Origin of the sequence: Methylobacter sp. (assembly GCF_023227905.1) — a bacterium.
Taxonomy (GTDB): domain Bacteria; phylum Pseudomonadota; class Gammaproteobacteria; order Methylococcales; family Methylomonadaceae; genus Methylobacter_A.
Genome location: NZ_JALOCF010000111.1, coordinates 1 through 3,194, shown reverse-complemented (window position 1 = coordinate 3,194; position 3,194 = coordinate 1). Strand labels below are relative to the sequence as shown.

Below are 3,194 nucleotides of genomic sequence, written 5' to 3'. Positions count from 1 at the left end.
AAAAAGCTGATTGGCTAGAAAGCGAGCAACTGATGCTTTTCCACAGCCGTTATACCTTACACGACAGGAAAACAGTGGAAGATAACGTCCTGAGCCTGTTCGGTAAGAAATCTTCGGCAAATAGTCGTCAAGGCAAAGTGTTGATTGCGACACAAGTCGTAGAACAATCCTTAGACCTGGATTTTGACGTGATGATCAGCGATTTGGCACCCATTGACTTATTGATTCAACGGGCTGGGCGTTTGCATCGTCATGTCAGGGATAGTGCCGGTAATTTTATTGGAGAATCAGGACAAAAAGATCAGAGATCACCGCCAACCTTGTTTATTTATTCGCCGTCGCTTGAACAAGCTCCGGCCCAGGATTGGTATAAAGCCGTTTTCCCAAAAGCCAACGGCGTTTATCCGCACACCGGACAACTGTGGCGCACCGCCATGTTATTGGCTAACAAGAAACAATGGCGAATGCCGGAAGATGCCAGAGAGCTGATAGAAACGGTTTATTCCGAAGACGACACCGATATACCCGAATCGCTTAAAAAAGCCAGTAATGAAGCCGAAGGCGAACATTGGGCAAAAATCAGTTTGGCGAATATGAATGCCTTAAAACCGGAGCAAGGTTATACGTTCAGCGATAACGCATGGGATGAAGACGCGCATATTCCGACACGGTTATCGGAAGATTCCGTGACGATTTATTTGGCGGTTTGGCGAGAGGGTAAATTATTGCCTTTGGTAAGTGCCGATAGATATGCGTGGGATTTAAGCAGTGTCAATATTCATGCAAAGCGCATTAACGGATTGCCCGAATTATCGGCAGATTTGGCGCAAGCCCTCAAGCAGTTACGGGAACAAGAAAAAATCTTTGACGAGTACAGTTTTATTTTGCCGTTGAGACCGTTATCGGATATTGAATGGCAAGGGCTGGCAGTTGATAACAATGGCAAAACAGTTACTGTGAGCTACAACTGTCAACAGGGTTTGCTGGTGGGTAGTGAGATTGAATTGTTTGCAGGCGCTAGCAAGGTTTAAAAATGTACGATGCGGACATTGTTAATTTCGTTGGAGTAAAAAATGCTTAAATTTATCGATACGCTTCTTCGCATAGCATGATGAGTCCTGGGAGCGCCAAGCCCCAGCTTGGCGCGACAAATGGAAAAGCCGAGCTGGGGCACGGCGCTCCCAAGGGTTGGTATAGCCGAGGCTATTTGCCGCATTTAGATGCGCCGGGTACTCTGCAATTCATTACCTTTCGGCTTGGTGACTCCCTGCCGCAAACAGTGCTGAAACAATTGGAGCAAGAGCTTAGGCAAATCCCCGTTTCCATACGTGAACGTGAGCGTCGCAAAAAAATAGAACACTGGCTGGATGCAGGTTTAGGCTGCTGCGCCTTGGGTCATCCATGCATGGCGGAAGTGATGCAGCAAACCTTGCAAATATTTGATGGCGAACGTTATCGTTTGATCGCTTGGTGCATTATGCCCAATCATGTTCATGTGTTGATTGAACCTACGATTAGTTTGCCGAATATTTTACAGTCGTGGAAGTCTTTTACTGGGAGTTGGGCTATTTCGCATAATGCCGAGCTGGGGCTCGGCGTTCCCAGGTCTACTGGAGCGGCTAAAAATCAGTTTTGGATGCGTGAATATTGGGACCGCTATATTCGTGATGAAAAGCACTTTCACGCTACAGTCAATTATATTCACAACAACCCGGTAAAAGCCGGACTCTGTGCGGCGGTGCATGATTGGCCTTGGTCGAGCGCATACGCCGGACATCGGTAAGAATTGAGGGATGCTCTAGTGTTTTCTGTTCTAATCAACATGGGGCTAGCGATAAAGTGATTTTTTATTTAAAGGGGAGATGGCATGAATTTACTGGAAGATGAATGGTTAAGCGTAATTCGCCTTAATGGCGAACAAGAAAAACTAAAGGGCTTGTGGCGAATTACCGAGGGCGATGGTAATCCGATTGTCGATGTGATTTCGCCGCGAGCGGATTTTAAAGGCGCACTTTATCAGCTGTTGATTGGTCTGGTGCAAACCTCTTTCGCTCCGAAAAACGAGACGGAATGGGAGAAATACTGGCTTACACCGCCGGATGCGAACACATTAAAAAATGCCTTTTTAACAGTAACGGAGGCATTTTCGATAGATACCGATAAACCTGCTTTCATGCAGGATTATGACCTGTTGAGCGACAGGCAAGATGTTGATATTGCCTCATTGCTGATTGATACCTCCGGAGGCGGAACTTTTTTTGTTAAAGAAGGTACAACTGAAAATATCTCACCCTATTGGGCAAGCATTGCGTTATTCACCTTGCAAATCAACGCCCCGTCAGGCGGCTCAGGCCATCGAACCAGTTTGCGCGGCGGCGGGCCTTTAACTACCTTGGTATTGCCGGACGAAACTAAACAAGCCGCAAGTTTATGGCAAAAGTTATGGCTCAATATTTTCACCCAAAAAGAAGTATCGGCTTTAAGCGGAAACACGGAGTTAAAAGACCTGCATAATATTTTTCCTTGGTTGGCGCCGACACGCACCAGCGAAGCGGGTAAAAAGGATTTTATTACGCAGCCGGAACAAGGGCATCCGTACCAAATGTACTGGGGAATGCCGCGCCGGATTCGTTTGGATTTTAAGGCCACTGAAGCGGGAGCCTGTGATATTAGCCATGAATCCACGGAACAACTCATTTCACAATATCGAACCAAAAATTTGGGCGTCAATTACAGCAGCACTTGGCTACATCCTTTGACGCCTTATGTCAGAGCCCCTAATAAAGAAGCCTATTCGGTCAAAGCTCAAGTGGGCGGATTCAGTTATCGCCATTGGTTAGGCTTGGTTTTAGAAGATGAAAAAAACCATAAGCAGGCAGCCAAAGTGGTGCAGATTTATTTAAACAGTCGTCAGGAAATAATTGCGGGCGACTATCAGCCGAGTTTATGGCTATTCGGCTACGACATGGACAATATGAAAGCCCGGTGTTGGTATGAAACCACGATGCCGGTATTTCCTATTCCGCAACACAGTCGAAGTAGTATGCAGGGATTTATTAGCAAAATGCTTGATGCCGCGACCGAAGTGGCTCTGGATGTCCGTTCCACCTTAAAACAGGCTTGGTTTTCAAAACCCAAAGAAGCGAAAGGCGAAATTTCATTTACCGATGCCCAGTTTTGGCAACTTACCGAGA

At 46.4% G+C, this 3,194-nt stretch carries 2 protein-coding genes and 1 pseudogene; all 3 read left to right on the top strand.

Features of this window, described 5'->3' with window-relative positions; translation table 11 throughout:
* Nucleotides 1–1,031 (top strand): annotated as a pseudogene (locus tag M0R47_RS21455) (hypothetical protein); the annotation flags it as partial.
* 80 nt (nt 1,032–1,111) lie between these two features.
* Nucleotides 1,112–1,783, top strand: coding sequence for a transposase (locus M0R47_RS21450; RefSeq protein ID WP_292558396.1), 672 nt, complete (start codon nt 1,112–1,114; stop codon nt 1,781–1,783).
* A gap of 84 nt (nt 1,784–1,867) precedes the next feature.
* Nucleotides 1,868–3,194: type I-E CRISPR-associated protein Cse1/CasA (gene casA, locus M0R47_RS21445; RefSeq protein ID WP_292558395.1), on the top strand; the 1,327-nt coding region annotated here is incomplete at its 3' end.

Excerpts from the sequence above, each read along its gene's own strand:
- M0R47_RS21450 (WP_292558396.1), top strand. The coding sequence starts at position 1,112 with ATGAGTCCTGGGAGCGCCAAGCCCCAGCTTGGCGCGACAAATGGAAAA.